This is a genomic window from Streptomyces sp. Tek67B01, assembly GCF_055231995.1.
In genome coordinates, this window is record NZ_JBUYUY010000001.1 from 2,624,951 (window position 1) to 2,638,487 (window position 13,537).

Consider the following 13,537-nt stretch of genomic DNA (forward strand, 5'->3'; position numbering starts at 1 on the left):
AGGCCCGGATCCCATGGATCCGGGCCTTCGTTTTCAGTAGCGGGGACAGGATTTGAACCTGCGACCTCTGGGTTATGAGCCCAGCGAGCTACCGAGCTGCTCCACCCCGCGTCGGTGAAACCACAGTATCACGACGCGGGACCGGGCCATTACCCAGTGATCATCAGCCGGCCGGCTTCGGTGTCGTCAGCTTCGCCTCGGCGTCGACCGCCCGCTGGAGCGCCGCCTTGATGTCGTCCTGCGCCTTGCCGTAGGCCGCCCAGTCTCCCGACTGCCGTGCCTTCTCCGCCGCCTCGACGGCCTTCTGCGCATCGGACAGGGCCGCCTTGACCGTCGGGTCCTGCGTGCCGGGTGTGGTGGTGCCCTCGCCCGGCGGAGTGGTCGGGGTGGTCGGCGTCGTCGGGGCGGTGGGCGCCTCCGCTCCGAACACCACGTTCAGCGCCTTCTCCAGCGTGTCCTCGAAGGCCGTCTGGCCGCCGTAGGTCACCAACACCTTGCGCAGCGTCGGGTACTTGAGCCCGCCACCCTTCACGTACACCGGCTCGACGTTCAGCACGCCGTCGTCGAGCGGCACCGTCAGCAGGTTTCCGTACTCCACCTGGGAATCGCCCCGGCTCAGGATGTTGATCTCCTGGGCGATCTCCGGCTTGGAGTTGAATTTGCTCTGGACCTGCTTGGGGCCGTCGACCGGGGTGCTGGTCGGCAGTTTCAGGATGCGGATCTTGCCGTAGTCCGGGGTGCCCGGGTCGGCGTTGACCGCCATGAAGGCACTGAGGTTGTCCCGGCCGTTCGGGGTGAAGGTCGTCGTCAGCGAGAAGGCCTGCTCCTTTTGACCGGGCATCTTCATCGACAGGTAGTACGGCGGCACCGCGCTGCCCGTCTTGGTGGTCGGGTCGTCCGGGACGGCCCAGACCTCCGAGCCGCTGAGGAACGTCTGGGCGTCGGTGACGTGGTAGCGGGTCAGCAATTCGCGCTGCACCTTGTAGAGGTCCTGCGGGTAGCGCATGTGGTCGACGAGCGCCTTGGGGATCTCGCTCTTCGCCTTGACGGTGCCGGGGAACGCCTTCATCCAGGTCTTGAGGACCGGGTCCTGGGTGTCCCACTGGTACAGCTTGATCGTTCCGTCGTAGGCGTCAACGGTGGCCTTGACCGAGTTCCGGATGTAGTTGACCCGGTTCTCCTGGGCCACGACCGCGCGCTGGCTGTTGGTGAGCGAGTCGGCCGTGGAGTCGCCGAGCGTGGTGCGCGAGGCGTACGGGTAGCCGTTCGTCGTCGTGTAGGCGTCCACGATCCACTGGATGCGGCCGTCGACCACGGCCGGGTAGGCCGCGCCGTCGATGGTCAGCCACGGGGCGACGGCCTCGACGCGCTCCTTGGGCGTGCGGTTGTACAGGATGCGCGAGCCGTCGCCGATGGCGCCGGAGTACAGGATCTGCGGCTCGCTGAACGCGAGGGCGTAGGCGGCGCGGTTGATCGGGTTGTCGAGGCTGACACCGCTCTTGCCGGTGTAGCTCGTCTCCTTCTCGCCCTTGTCGTCGGAGTAGTCGAGTTCCTTCTGGGGGCCGCCGACGATCGAGTACTGCTTGGTCTGCTCGCCGTAGTAGACCTGCTGCTTGAAGGCGTTCCCGGTGCCGAACTCGCCCTTTGAGGGGAGGTCGGACTGGATGAAGACCGGGTCGCCGTTCTTCGTGACCTCGGTGCCCTTGGCGGCGACCACGCCATAGCCGTGCGTGTAACGGAAGTGGTCGTTGATCCAGTTGTTCTTGGGGATGCCCGCGAGGTTCAGCTCGCGCAGGCCGATGACGGTGTCCTGGCCCTTGTACCGGTCGACGGCGAGCGTCGCCGGGAAGCCGTAGTAGCCCTTGACCTGCTGGAGCTGCTGGAAGGCCGGCGAGACGATGTTCGGGTCCAGCAGGCGGATGCTCGCCGTGGTGTCCGCGTTGGCCCGGAGCTTGGCCTGATCCGTGTTGGAGCCGGTGCCCGGGTAGTCCTTCACCTCGGCGTTGGCGATGCCGTACGCGTTCCGCGTCGCGTCGATGTTCTTCTCGACGTACGGGGACTCCTTGGCCTGCTCGTTCGGCTGGACCTGGAACTTCTGCACGATCGCCGGGTACAGCCCGCCGATGAGGATCGCCGAGAGGACCATCAGGCCGAAGCCGATGACCGGCAGCTGCCAGGTCCGGCGCCACAGCGTGGCGAAGAACAGCAGCGCGCAGATCGCGGCGATGGCGACGAGGATCGTCTTCGCCGGAAGGTAGGCGTTGGCGTCGACGTACCGCAGGCCGGTCCAGTTGTCGGCGGCTTTGAAGTCACTGGACTTCACGGCGAGGCCGTACCGGTCGAGCCAGTACGCGATCGCCTTGAACGTCACGAACAGGCCGAGCAGCACCGACAGGTGCCCGGTGGCGGCGGCGGTGGCCCGGGCGCCGGGGCTGGTCACGCGCAGCCCGCCGTACAGGTAGTGCACGACGACGGCGGCGATCACCGACAGCACGACCGCCGCGAAGCCGAAGCCGAGCAGGAAGCGGTACCAGGGCAGATCGAAGGTGTAGAAGGACACGTCCAGACCGAACTGCGGGTCCTTCTTCCCGAAGGGCACCCCGTTCACGTACATCAGCCAGGTCTTCCACTGGCCGGCGGCCGAGGCCCCCGCGATCAGGCCGACGATCCCGGCGATGGCCAGGAGCAGCCACTTCTTGTACGGCGCGACGCTCATCCGGTAGCGGTCGAGGCTCTGCTGTTCCACCGACATCGCGCTGAGCGGGGGCCGCAGTCGGTGTGCCAGCCAGATGTTGAACCCGACGGCCCCCGCCATCAGCAGGCCGAAGACCGCGAAGAGGCCGATCTTGGTCCACAGGGTGGTGGTGAACACACTGGAGAAAGCGACGGAGCGGAACCAGAGCCAGTCCGTCCAGAAGCCCGCGAACATGATGAACGCCATGGCCAGCACGGCCAGAACGCCCAGAGTCGTCAGAAGAGTGCGGGCGCGCCGGGAGGGGCGGCCGACTCTCATCCGTGGCCCTGAGGGGCCTGCGCCGCGGTCCGGCATCTGGAAAGCCAAGGTGCGCACCTCTGAATGTCGCTGGAGCTGATCGTCAACGGGGCCCCCGATCGTAGGGCCCACTCATGCAACTTACTGAGGCTTTGGTCAGTTCCCGCTATCCGGTGGAAAGGAGGCAGGATGTTGTCCATGTCCAACCTTTCGCCTTCCGGCACGCCCATGGCGGCCAGTCCGCTGACCCGCGCCTGCCTCGAGATCGACGAGTACGCGGCCGGCCTCGGCTGGGACCAGCCGGCCCGCCTCTTCGCCCTCGTCGACACCGCCCGCCTGCGCCGGCAGGAGCCCCGGCTGGCCGGCCAGCTCGGTGTCGACCAGGACGACACCGGCAAGTCCTCCCTCACCCCGATCGAACAGGACGAGGTGCCGGCCAACACCGCGCTCGACAAGTTCCTGGGCACCATCGCGTGGCCCGACGCGGTCGTGGGCTGCGCGCTGACCGTGGAGCGGCTGATGCTGCCGCCGTCCGCGGAGGCGTCCGTACCAGAGGGGCTGAACGACAAGCAGTTGGCGAAGTGGGTCGCCTCGCACCCGGAGCGGCAGGAGGTCCGCCTCACGGTGGCCGTGCTGCGCGACGGATCGCGCGAATCCGCGGTCCGGCTGCGGGAGAAGGACTCGTCGAGCGAGGTCCTCACCGGCGGCGGGCTGGTGCCCGGGCTCGCGGAGGCGCTGGCGGCGACCTTCGCGTAGCCCTGGGCGGGGGGCGCGCCGGACGGTCAGGACGTGGTGCAGCTCGGGAGTCCGGCGGTGTCCCCCTTGCCGATCTTCTCCAGGGCCCGCTCGGCGTCGCCGATGGTGGAGACCTTGACCAGCGTCAGGCCGTCGGGGACGTGCGCGGCGGCGGAGGCGCAGTTCTCGGCGGGCGTGAGGAAGTACCGGGCGCCCGCGTTGCGGGCGCCGATGGTCTTCAGCTGGATGCCGCCGATCGGGCCGACCTTGCCCGCGTCGTCGATGGTGCCGGTGCCCGCGATGAACTTCCCGCCGGTCAGGTCCTGCGGGGTGAGCTTGTCGACGATACCGAGCGCGAACATCAGGCCGGCGCTCGGGCCGCCGACGTCGGCGAGCTTGATGTCGATGGGGAACGGGAAGGTGTGGTCGACCCCGGCCCGGATGCCGACGATGGCGTGACCGTCGTCCTGCGCCTTCCCGGACACGATCGTCACCTTGGTCGTGGTGCTCGGCTCGCGGCCCGTCTTCTCGGCCTCGGCCGCCTCGGCGGCGGGCACGATGAGGAACTCGACGGGCTCTCCGGCCTTGTGCTTGGTGACGAGCTTGGCCACGTCGCCCGGTTCGGCCACCGGAGCACCGTCCACGGACTTGATCACGTCGCCGGCGTGCAGTTTGCCCTCGGAGGGGCTGCCCTTGACGACGGTGGCGACGATGACGCGGACGGGAACCTCGATGCCCAGTTGCTTGAGGGCCGCCACCTTGGCGCTCTCCTGCGACTGGCTGAACTCCTCGGCGTTCTCCTGCGTGGATTCCTTGTCCGTCTTGCCGCCCGGATAGAGGTTCTCGTGCGGCACCACGATGTTGTCCCCGGCCAGCCAGCCGTACACCGCTTCCAGCAGGTTCATGTCGTAGTCCGCCCCGGTGACGCGGACCGTCGTCATGTTGAGGTGCCCGGTCGTGGGGTACGTCTTGTGCCCGGAGATGTTCAGGACGGGCTCGCCGCGCGATTCACCGAGCGTGTTCACGGTGGGGCCGGGGCTCATCTCGGAGTACGGGACCTTGAGGAAAACCCCCGCGCAGAGCAGTGCGAACAGCATGAGGGTGGAAGCGAGCATCGTCGCAGTGCGGCGTGGCATGGATCGACAGTACGGGACGGCTCTCACGGGCGGCCGATGGGGCCGGGCCGTACGGGGTTCGTCCGCGGAACTCTCAGACGATTCTCAGGCCGCGTGGTGCTCGGGCCGCGTGCTGCGTCGGCGGCCGGTTCTCGGGCGGCGGCCGGGTTTCTCGGGCGGACCTCACGGGACGCGTCAGACGGCGTCGGAACCGGAGTGCGCCTTTTCCTTCGTTTTGACCCAAGCAGGCTCGGCCTGGTCCATGGCCTCGCGGAAGCGTGCGTAGCCGGTGAGCTCGGATATGTCACCGGACGTGCGGTCGCGCGCCGCCCAGCTGCCCCATATCGCCGCTCCTATGGCGGCGAACAGCGGAATCAGCAACCACGCCAGTGACGCCATGGACGTGCCTCCCTGCCCCGAAAGTACGTGTCGTCGGTGGCTTCAACGCTCGTGCCCGGAAAGGGGTTACGCAAATCGAGGGCGTGTTGCGCGGCCGAACGGGTGTGAGGTTACCCCCTTACGGGGGCCGTACCCGGGCCGGGGGTTCAGCAGGCGCCGACCCACTCCTCCGTGCCGTCGGAGAACGTCTGGTGCTTCCAGATCGGGACCTCGTGCTTGAGGTCGTCGATCAGCATCCGGCAGGCCTCGAAGGCCTCGCCGCGGTGCGGGCAGGAGACGGCCACGACCACCGCGAGGTCGCCCACCGCCAGGTCGCCGACGCGGTGCACGGCGGCGAGGGCACGGACCGGGAACTTCGCCACGACGCGCTCCGCGATCCGTCGCATCTCGGCCTCTGCCGTGGGATGGCAGGAGTACCCGAGGGAGTCGACGTCGGCCCCGCTGTCGTGGTTGCGCACCGTGCCGACGAAGAGCGTCGTACCGCCCGTCGCGTCGTCGCCGACCGCCTGGAAGACCTCGTCGATCGAGAGCGGGGTCTCGCGGATTTCGAGCAGCCGGATCGCGTCCTGGGCGGCCTGCTCGCCGGGGTGGTCGAAGTGCGGATCCATGTTCCCATCGTGCCCTAAGGGCGGCCCCGGCGAAATAGCCGAATCGCCCGGCCCCGCACGGCCGCCTTGGGAGCCTCCTACAGGAAACCGCCGGTGGCGGCCGCACCGGGCCGGCCGGAGCCGCGACGCGGCCCGGCCCCCTCAGATCCCGCGGCGCTTGCGGGCCCGGCGCACCGCGGCGGCGGCGCCCAACAGGGCGACCGTCGCGCCCGCCGCACCGGCGGCCGTGGCGGCGTCCTTGCGGCCCAGGCGTCGGCCGGCGACCGTGTGGCGGCCCGCGACCTCCTGGAGCAGCTCGGCGAGCACCTCCTCGTTGGTCCAGCGCGGTCGCCAGCCCGCGGCGTGCAGCGCGCTCACGCTGACGACCCACGGATGCATCGTGTACGCGAGGTCGCCCGCCGGGGACGGCGTCAGGCCGATCCGGTGCAGTCGGGCCGCGGCGCCAAGTGCGACGGCGGAGGGCAGCTCCATGCGGCGGATGCCGCTCAGCTCCTCGACCTCCTCCTGCTCCAGCCAACCCTCGCAGCCCACCGCCAGCTCCCCGTCGACCTTCTCCAGGGCGGCGTACTCCAGGGCGCTGACCAGGTCCTCGACGTGGCAGAACTGCCAGGTGGGCCGGGACCCGGCGACCACCAGGAGCCGGGGCGACTCGAAGTAACGGGTCAGGGCGGTGTCGGTTCCGCCGACCAGCACGGCCGGGCGGACCACGGTGACGTTGAGCCCGGGGTGCGCGCGGGGGGCGCGGCGGCCGAGGCGTTCGATCTCCAGCAGGTCGCCGACGCCGGTGGCCTCGGCGGTGGCCCGCAGCTCGGAGTCCTCCGCCAGCGGGATGTCGTTGTCGGGCAGCGCGCCGTAGACCATCGCGGAGGTGCAGAGCACGACGCGGTGCACCCCGGCCGCCGCGGCGGCGGTCAGCACGGTCTGGGTTCCGCGCACGTTGTACGCGGTGCGGGCCGCCGGGTCCGTTTCCAGGTCCAGGTCCAGCGCGAGGTGGACGACCACGTCGGCGCCCCGCAGCTTCTCGGCGATCGCGGGGTCCCGTACGTCCAGGACGTGCCAGGTGGCGGAAGCGCAGTCGCCGCGCCGCTCGTCGATGGCCACGACCTGCTTGACCTCGTCGGACGCGGCGAGGCGGCTCACCAGCGCCGCCCCCACTCCCGACGCGGCGCCGGTCACCGCGATCACGGGACCGCGGACCGCCGGGTTTCGCGGCGGGCGAACGGCACTTTCAGCAGGCTCCACGTCGTCTTCGGCGGGCGCCGCGGGGTCGGGCTCGTGCGAGCTGTCTTTGTCCAAAGCGTACGGATCTCGGGAACTCACCGGGCGTCTCCAGCGGTTGTCTTCAGTGGGGACGCGCCGTGACGCGCACCCACCAGGTGACGTCCATCCTGCCGCAGCCCAGGACCCGACGGAGCACCGAGCCCGGAAGCGGGCCGGGTGTCTACGCTGGGTGGTGTTGTCGGACCATCGCCCGTCGGCTCCCGCCGGCGGCCCTACGAGCCGAGGAAACCCGTGAGCGACACCCCATTCGGATTCGGCCTTCCGCCGGAGGAGCCGGAGAACGGCGACGAGGGCAAGAAGAAGGGCAACGAGGGCGGTCGAGGCGGCCCGAATCCGTTCGGGTTCGGCACGGGCCTGCCGGGCGGCGCCGGGACGCCCGGCGCCGGCGCGGACAACCCGTTCGCCGCGATGTTCGGCGCCATGAACCCGAACGACCTGGGTGCGGCCTTCCAGCAGCTCGGCCAGATGCTGAGTTACGAGGGCGGTCCCGTGAACTGGGACATGGCCAAGGACATCGCCCGCCAGACCGTCGCCCAGGGCACGGCGGACGGTGTGAAGGACGCCAGCGTCGGCATCGCCGAGAAGTCGGCGGTCGAGGAGGCCCTGCGCCTCGCCGACCACTGGCTGGACGGGGTCACCTCGCTGCCCTCGGGCGCCCCGACCGCCGTGGCGTGGAGCCGGGCGGAGTGGGTCGAGGCCACCCTGCCCGTGTGGAAGGAGCTCGTCGACCCGGTCGCCGAGCGTGTCGGCGTCGCCATGGGCAGCGTGCTGCCCGAGGAGATGCAGGCGATGGCGGGGCCGCTGCTCGGCATGATGCGCTCCATGGGCGGGGCCATGTTCGGCCAGCAGATCGGCCAGGCCGTGGGCGTGCTCGCGGGTGAGGTCGTCGGCTCGACCGACATCGGACTGCCGCTGGGTCCGGCCGGCAAGGCCGCTCTCCTCCCGCTGAACATCCAGGGCTTCGGCAAGGACCTGGGCGTCCCGTCCGACGAGGTGCGGCTGTACCTGGCGCTGCGCGAGGCGGCGCACGCCCGTCTCTTCGCGCACGTGCCGTGGCTGCGCTCGCACCTGTTCGGCGCGGTCGAGGGCTACGCGCGCGGCATCAAGGTCGACACCTCGAAGCTGGAGGACGTGGTCGGTCAGATCGACCCGTCCAACCCGGAGCAGCTACAGGAAGCCCTCCAGGGCGGCATGTTCCAGCCTCAGGACACCCCCGAGCAGAAGGCCGCGCTGGCCCGTCTGGAGACCGCGCTCGCGCTGGTCGAGGGTTGGGTCGACGCGGTGGTGCACGAGGCCGCCAAGCCCCGCCTGACCTCGGCGGACGCGATGCGCGAGACGATGCGCCGGCGCCGCGCCTCGGGCGGTCCGGCGGAGCAGACCTTCGCGACGCTGATCGGGCTGGAGCTGCGCCCGCGTCGGCTGCGCGACGCTTCGCGGCTGTGGGCCTCGCTCACCGACGCCCGGGGGATGGACGGCCGCGACGGGCTCTGGGAGCACCCCGACATGCTGCCGACCGCCTCCGACCTGGACGACCCCGACGGGTTCGTGCACCGGGAGCAGCTGGACTTCTCCGAGATCGACAAGATGCTCGGCGAGGCCGCCGAGAAGCGCGAGCAGGGCGGCCGACCCGACCAGGGCGCCCAGCGAGACCAGGGCGAAGCCGACGGCGAGGGCGAAGAGAAGAAGTGAGCCTGTACGACGACGCGGTCCTCGTCCTCAAGGGGTACGAAGGCCAGCCCGAGCTGCGCGAGCTGTATCTGGAGCACCTCGCCGCCCACCCGGACGGGGTCTACAAGCCCTGCCGGGCCGGTCACATCACCGGCAGCGCGCTGGTGGTCGACCCGGCGCGGGGGCGGGTGCTGCTGACCCTGCACAAGAAGCTCGGCATGTGGCTCCAGATGGGCGGCCACTGCGAGCCCGGCGACGCGACCCTCGCGGAGGCGGCGCTGCGCGAGGCCCGCGAGGAGTCGGGCATCCCGACGGGGCTGACCCTGCTGCCGGGTGGCCCCGTACGACTGGACCGGCACCCGATCCCGGCGCCGTGCAACTGGCACCTGGACGTGCAGTACGCGGCGCTCGCCCCGGCCGACGCGGTGGCGGAGATCAGCGAGGAGTCGCTGGACCTGCGCTGGTTCCCGTACGACGAGGTGGCGGCGGTGGCCGACGCGTCGGTGGTGCGGCTGGTGGAGGCCACCCGGGCGCGCCTGTGAGCGCGTGACGCGTACGGGTCGGGGCGGGTCCCGCGGGACCCGCCCCGACCCGTACGTGGGTGGTCAGTTCCAGGCGTTGTTCTGGTTCTGGGCGTGGGCGCCGTGCTGGCCCATGCCGTACTGCGCCGCCAGGCCCTGCCCGAGCTGGGCGTTCTGCGGCGGCAGCAGCTCGCTGGGCTGCACCAGGGCGAAGCCGGTGCCGAGGAAGCTGAGCTCCCAGCCCTCACCGGTGTTGCCGCGCCGCCGCCACACGCCGGTGGAGTGCGTCTGGGCCTGCATCTGCACGCGCAGCGAGGTGGACCAGGCGACGATGGCGTCCGCGTCGGCGTTGACGTACTTGTCCGGTGTGACCTGCATCATCAGTGGCTGTCCCGAGGTCATCAGGGCGACCTTGCCGCGGCCGGTGATGTTGAGCTGGTACTTGCCCGAGCCGGAGATCCCGTACTGGCTGTCCACCGCGACGGCCTCGGAGTGCAGGGTGGAGTCCAGGGCCAGCACGTAGCCGCTGTCGACGGTGAGCCCGTCCTGGTCCACGTCCACGACGTGGACGTACTGCGCGAGGTTCGCCAGGTAGACCGTGCCCTGCCCGGAGCAGCGCATGAGGTCCAGGCCCTCGCCGGTGCGGGCGCGGGCGGTGCGCTGGGTAGTGCTCTGGTACTCGCCGTCGAAGTCGATGATCCCCTGGTAGGCGACCATCGCGCCCTTGCGGGCGAGCACGTCGTCGGAGCCGCTCAGGGAGACCCGCAGCAACTGCGGGTTCTGGACGGTGTACCGGTCCTGGGACTGCTGTTCGGCGTGGCCGAAAAGTGAGCTTTGCATGATGTGTGTCCGCTCCCCCTCAGCCCCGGGTCCGGAGCCGGTCGGTGCTGTCCTCGCTGGGCTGTACGACGACGATGCCCTGCCCGGAGAAGGCCATCTGGTAGGCCTCCCCGCTGCCCCGGCCGATCATCGACGAGGCCTTGAAACTGCGCTTGCCCTTGACCTTGAGGTTGGGGGACCAGGCGACCAGCGCGTCCGGGTCGACGTACGTCTCGTCCTCGCCGCGGCCGCAGTCGACCACGATCGGCGTGCCCCGGGAGGTGATGGCCACCCAGCCGGTGCCGGAGATCTGTACGTTGAACAGGCCCTGGCCCGCGAACTTGGCCATGCCCTTGACCCGCTCGACGCCCCACTGGAGCTGGGCGTCGAAGGCCAGCAGGTTGGTTCCGTTGACGGAGAGGGCGTCGTTGGCGAGGTTGATGACGACGACGTCCGCGCCGTAGTCGGCGAGGTAGAGCAGGCCGTCACCGGTGCACTTCATCAGCGGGGCGCCCTCGCCGGTGAGCCACTGCGAGGCCATCTGGCGCACGGCCGGCGGGTTGGGCTCGTACTGCACGAAGCCCTCGTAGGCGACCATCGAGCCGGTGCGGGCGAAGAGGTCGTGGCCGCTCTGCATGGCGACCTTGAGCATGGCCGGGCCGTGGTTCTCCATGCGGGCCGTGACGGGGGTCGGGGTGTAGCCCGCGAGCTGCTGGTTCATTGCGTTCATGGCATTCATGTGGGGCTCCCTCAGACCTCGTACGGCTGGACGACGATGAAGTTCCCGGGGGCGCCGCGGAACTGGAGGTTCACGGTCTCCCCGCTGTGGCCCGGGTAGGCGTTGCGGCGCAACCGGACCTGGCTGGAAATGATCACCTGGGAGGCGGCGGACCAGGCGACGATGGCGTTGCTGTCCGCGAAGGTGGTCGGGGTGACGGGCAGGACGACGGGGGTTCCGTGCGTCTTGACGATCACGGTGCCGGAGCCTTGGAAGAGCATGGTGAACAGGGCGCCGCCCGGGATGCCGTGGCCCTCGATCCGGCGGACATCGTGCTGGAGGGACTCGTCGAAGGCGAGGACGCTCTCGGCGGAGACGCAGATGCCGTCGCCCTGGAGCTCGATCGCGTGCAGGTGGGCGCCGTTCTCGGCGAGGAAGACCTGGCCGCGGCCGGTGCAGCGCATGAGCTGCATCTCCTGGCCGGTGGCGTTGCCGACGATACGGCCGGCGAAGCCGGCGCCCTTGTAGCTGAAGTCGACCTTGCCCTGGTAGAGGACCATGCTGCCCTGGCGGGCGAGGACGGGCCGGCCGTCGCCCATGGCGAGGTCGACCCGCATCAGTTGGTGGTTCTGCGGGGTCCAGCGGGCGCCGGTGGGGGCTTCCTTGTACCGGCTGAGGGCGGCGGTGAGACCCGGGGCGCCCGCGCCGGCGGCGGCCGGCTGGGCGTGGCCGGGCTGCTGACCGTAGGGCGACTGCTGGGGGTGGCCGGGCTGCTGACCGTACGGGGCCGGTTGGCCGTAGGGCGCCGGGTGGCCGTGCGGGGCGGGGACCGGGCCGGGCGGGGGAACCTGACCGCCGTACGAGGGCTGCTGGTTCGGGACTTGGCCGTACGAGGGCGGCCCGGGCGGCTGGGGCGCGTGCGGCGGCTGCCCGTAGGGGGCCGTCGGGGGCGCGGGCACCAGGGGGCCGACCATCGTGGGGGCCGAGTGCACCGGCTGGTGCGGGGCCGGGGCGGGCGGCGGGACGGGGGACCCGAAGGCGGGGTGCGGGGCGGGGGGCGCCGGCGGGGCCTGGGGGGCGGGCGTGGCCTGGGCGGGCGTGCCGAACGCGGGCGCCGGGGCCGGGGCCTGTGGGGGCGGGGCGAAACCGGGCGCGGCGATCGGGGCCTGGTGCTGCGGCTTCGCCTGCGGCTCGGGTTCCTCCTCGGCGACCTCGCCGCCGAAGTTCTCCAGCAGGGCGGCGAGGCCGCCGTCGAAGCCCTGGCCGACGGCGGCGAAGCGCCACACGTCCTTGAGGTAGAAGTCCCCGATCATCAGCGCGCGCTCGGTGCTGAACTCCGCTCCGGTGAACGAGTACCGGACCACTTCCTCGCCGCCCGCCACGACCCGGATGTAGCCGGGGCCGATCTGCGACATCTGTCCGGCGCCGTCGATGGAGGCGGCGAAGGAGAGTTTGTGGATGTGCGCGGGCACGCGGTCCAGGGTCACCCGGAAGGACTCGGTGTCGCCGGCCTGGGCTCCGAGCTGCTGAATGGACTCCTCGGGCGACTTCGGCTGGTTGTAGAAGACGAAGTAGCGGTCGTCCGAGAGCTGCTCGTTGGCGTCGAGGCCGAAGCAGCTGATGTCGATGGAGAGCCCGGCACCGGCGATCCGGACGCCCACGTACAGATCGGTGCCTGCCGTCAGATCACTGATCTTGGCCTTGTGGCCGCGTTGGAATTCCCTGGCCATGCGTACGACCGTCCCCCATCCCGACTGTGAATGCGCGCACCCGACTCCGAATGCGTGCCGCTCAGGCTAACGGCTGTGGCGGACATTCGGCCAAGTCGGTACCGAGCCGGTACACATGCCCCGCGGCCCGGTCATTCCTGGCGGGCGACGGGCACGGCGGAGGCGGCGGGGGCGGGGGCCGTCAGGTCGGAGGGCGCGCCTGGGGCGGCTGCCGCGCCGGGGAGGTCGGAGGGTGCGCCGGGGGCGGGGAGGCGTTCGGCCGCGACGACCCCCTCCAGATATCCGCGGGCGCGTTCGGTCTTCGGGTACGCCTCCAGCAACCGCCAAAAACGCGGCCCGTGTCCGGGGACCAGGAGGTGCGCCAACTCGTGCAGGAGGACGTAGTCGACGACGTACTCGGGCATGCCCTGGAGGCGGTGCGAAAGCCGGATGCTGCCCTCGGCCGGGGTGCAGGAGCCCCAGCGGGTGTTCTGGTTGGTGACCCAGCGCACCGATCGGGGGCGGGCACGGGAGCCGAAGTACTGCTCGGACAAACGCTCGGCGCGTTCGGTGAGTTCCGCGTCCCCGAGGGTGCGCTTGCTCTCTTGGGCGGCGAGTTTGTCGAGCATCACGCCCACCCAGCGCTCTTCCTCCGCCTCGGACATCCGGGCGGGGATGAGGACGACCGTCCGCTCCCCTTCGCGGTAGGCGGATACGGTCCTGCGGCGGCGCGCGCTCCGGCGTACTTCGACGGCGCGCTGCGAGGGGTCGGCGGACACGCCTCGACGGTACCCGGTCGTCGGCGCGGGCGCCCCGCCCGTCCGGGGTTCGAACATGATCGATTCACCGGAGATCCGAAACACCCCTTTTCTCCATCTCATATGCCTAATACCCCTTGCCTGTGGACAAATTCTCACGGGCATTTCGTGGGGCGGGCAATGTGGCTCCAGGCGCGAAGGAATCGCGGAAGAA

Annotated in this window: 12 protein-coding genes and 1 tRNA gene; 3 read left to right on the forward strand and 10 right to left on the reverse strand. The window is 70.6% G+C overall.

The window, feature by feature from the left end; genetic code table 11:
• Nucleotides 1-37: 37 nt before the first annotated feature.
• Both ACV7NM_RS11550 and ACV7NM_RS11555 read right to left on the reverse strand, forming a co-directional pair.
• Nucleotides 38-111, reverse strand: a tRNA-Met gene (locus tag ACV7NM_RS11550).
• Between the two features lie 52 nt (nucleotides 112-163).
• Nucleotides 164-3,049 (reverse strand): UPF0182 family membrane protein, encoded by a 2,886-nt coding sequence (locus tag ACV7NM_RS11555; RefSeq protein ID WP_463413902.1) that lies wholly within the window; start codon nucleotides 3,047-3,049, stop codon nucleotides 164-166.
• Between the two features lie 132 nt (nucleotides 3,050-3,181).
• Here ACV7NM_RS11555 and ACV7NM_RS11560 point away from each other — a divergent pair, with 132 nt between their 5' ends.
• Nucleotides 3,182-3,748: a PPA1309 family protein gene (locus ACV7NM_RS11560; protein ID WP_463410217.1), complete on the forward strand. Its 567-nt coding sequence runs from the start codon at nucleotides 3,182-3,184 to the stop codon at nucleotides 3,746-3,748.
• Between the two features lie 26 nt (nucleotides 3,749-3,774).
• Here the strand turns inward: ACV7NM_RS11560 and ACV7NM_RS11565 are convergent, their stop codons facing one another.
• The 4 genes from ACV7NM_RS11565 to ACV7NM_RS11580 form a co-directional block, all read right to left on the reverse strand.
• Complete coding sequence (locus ACV7NM_RS11565) at nucleotides 3,775-4,863, reverse strand: YlbL family protein (RefSeq protein WP_463410218.1); 1,089 nt, start codon at nucleotides 4,861-4,863, stop codon at nucleotides 3,775-3,777.
• Nucleotides 4,864-5,037: 174 nt separating this feature from the next.
• Complete coding sequence (locus ACV7NM_RS11570) at nucleotides 5,038-5,241, reverse strand: hypothetical protein (protein ID WP_463410219.1); 204 nt, start codon at nucleotides 5,239-5,241, stop codon at nucleotides 5,038-5,040.
• Nucleotides 5,242-5,387: 146 nt separating this feature from the next.
• Nucleotides 5,388-5,849 (reverse strand): molybdenum cofactor biosynthesis protein MoaE, encoded by a 462-nt coding sequence (locus tag ACV7NM_RS11575; protein WP_463410220.1) that lies wholly within the window; start codon nucleotides 5,847-5,849, stop codon nucleotides 5,388-5,390.
• 141 nt (nucleotides 5,850-5,990) lie between these two features.
• Nucleotides 5,991-7,091 carry an SDR family oxidoreductase gene (locus ACV7NM_RS11580; protein WP_463413903.1) on the reverse strand — a complete coding sequence of 367 codons (1,101 nt, stop codon included), beginning with the start codon at nucleotides 7,089-7,091 and terminating at the stop codon, nucleotides 5,991-5,993.
• A 270-nt stretch (nucleotides 7,092-7,361) separates the two neighbouring features.
• Between ACV7NM_RS11580 and ACV7NM_RS11585 the strand changes: the two genes are divergently transcribed.
• Both ACV7NM_RS11585 and ACV7NM_RS11590 read left to right on the forward strand, forming a co-directional pair.
• On the forward strand, nucleotides 7,362-8,819 hold the full coding sequence (locus tag ACV7NM_RS11585) for a zinc-dependent metalloprotease (protein WP_463410221.1): 1,458 nt from the start codon (nucleotides 7,362-7,364) through the stop codon (nucleotides 8,817-8,819).
• The gene (locus tag ACV7NM_RS11590; RefSeq protein WP_463410222.1) at nucleotides 8,816-9,340 is read left to right on the forward strand and encodes an NUDIX hydrolase; all 525 of its coding nucleotides are present in this window, start codon (nucleotides 8,816-8,818) and stop codon (nucleotides 9,338-9,340) included. Before ACV7NM_RS11585 ends, ACV7NM_RS11590 begins: the two co-directional genes overlap by 4 nt.
• A 63-nt stretch (nucleotides 9,341-9,403) precedes the next feature.
• Here the strand turns inward: ACV7NM_RS11590 and ACV7NM_RS11595 are convergent, their stop codons facing one another.
• From ACV7NM_RS11595 to ACV7NM_RS11610, 4 genes are all read right to left on the reverse strand, one after another.
• Complete coding sequence (locus tag ACV7NM_RS11595; protein ID WP_463410223.1) at nucleotides 9,404-10,159, reverse strand: AIM24 family protein; 756 nt, start codon at nucleotides 10,157-10,159, stop codon at nucleotides 9,404-9,406.
• Nucleotides 10,160-10,178: 19 nt separating this feature from the next.
• Complete coding sequence (locus ACV7NM_RS11600) at nucleotides 10,179-10,859, reverse strand: AIM24 family protein (RefSeq protein WP_463413904.1); 681 nt, start codon at nucleotides 10,857-10,859, stop codon at nucleotides 10,179-10,181.
• A gap of 29 nt (nucleotides 10,860-10,888) precedes the next feature.
• Nucleotides 10,889-12,586, reverse strand: a complete 1,698-nt coding sequence (locus ACV7NM_RS11605) for a TerD family protein (protein WP_463410224.1) — start codon at nucleotides 12,584-12,586, stop codon at nucleotides 10,889-10,891.
• Nucleotides 12,587-12,717: 131 nt separating this feature from the next.
• A complete protein-coding gene (locus ACV7NM_RS11610; RefSeq protein WP_463410225.1) occupies nucleotides 12,718-13,401 on the reverse strand; it encodes a M48 metallopeptidase family protein in 684 nt (227 codons plus the stop codon).
• Nucleotides 13,402-13,537: the final 136 nt, after the last annotated feature.